Source organism: Pantoea sp. ICBG 828, assembly GCF_002928355.1.
Classification (GTDB): domain Bacteria; phylum Pseudomonadota; class Gammaproteobacteria; order Enterobacterales; family Enterobacteriaceae; genus Pantoea; species Pantoea dispersa.
Genome location: NZ_POWN01000025.1, coordinates 1 through 694, shown reverse-complemented (window position 1 = coordinate 694; position 694 = coordinate 1). Strand labels below are relative to the sequence as shown.

General features: G+C 50.6%; 1 tRNA gene and 2 rRNA genes. All 3 read left to right on the top strand.

The features are described 5' to 3' along the window. A 16S ribosomal RNA gene (locus tag C1Y43_RS23430) occupies window positions 1-73 on the top strand; the annotation flags it as partial. A gap of 86 nt (window positions 74-159) precedes the next feature. After that, window positions 160-235 (top strand) — tRNA-Glu (locus C1Y43_RS23425). A gap of 351 nt (window positions 236-586) precedes the next feature. Continuing rightward, window positions 587-694, top strand: a 23S ribosomal RNA gene (locus tag C1Y43_RS23420); the annotation flags it as partial.

Genomic DNA, 694 nt, shown 5'->3' with positions numbered 1-694 from the left:
TTTGTGATTCATGACTGGGGTGAAGTCGTAACAAGGTAACCGTAGGGGAACCTGCGGTTGGATCACCTCCTTACCTGAAGATACCTTCCCGCGAAGTGCTCACACAGATTGTCTGATGAAAAAGTAATGAGCAAAGCGTCTTACGAAAGAGACTTCAGTGTCCCCTTCGTCTAGAGGCCTAGGACACCGCCCTTTCACGGCGGTAACAGGGGTTCGAATCCCCTAGGGGACGCCACTTGCTGGTAATGAGTGAAAGGCGTTACCGATAATACTTCAGAGTGTGCTGATTAAGCATGCTGCGAAGTATTTGCTCTTTAACAATCCGGAACAAGCTGAAAATTGAAACGACACGTCGTTTTCATTCTCCGTAATAAGAATGAAATTTACGATGTGTTCGAGTCTCTCAAAAGCTTACAGCTTACAAGCAACTGTGATGCAGTAACGAGCGAGCAGTAAAGAAGGCAAGGCGAGCCGGCGCACAGCCAGCGGAGCGTACTGACGTACGTGAGCATGGCGAGCACCGGGCAACGACGCATTCTTTACGCGCAGCCGTTACGGCAGACAGATAAACGCCTGTGGGTTGTGAGGTTAAGCGACTAAGCGTACACGGTGGATGCCCTGGCAGTCAGAGGCGATGAAGGACGTGCTAATCTGCGAAAAGCGACGGTAAGGTGATATGAACCGCTACAGCCGT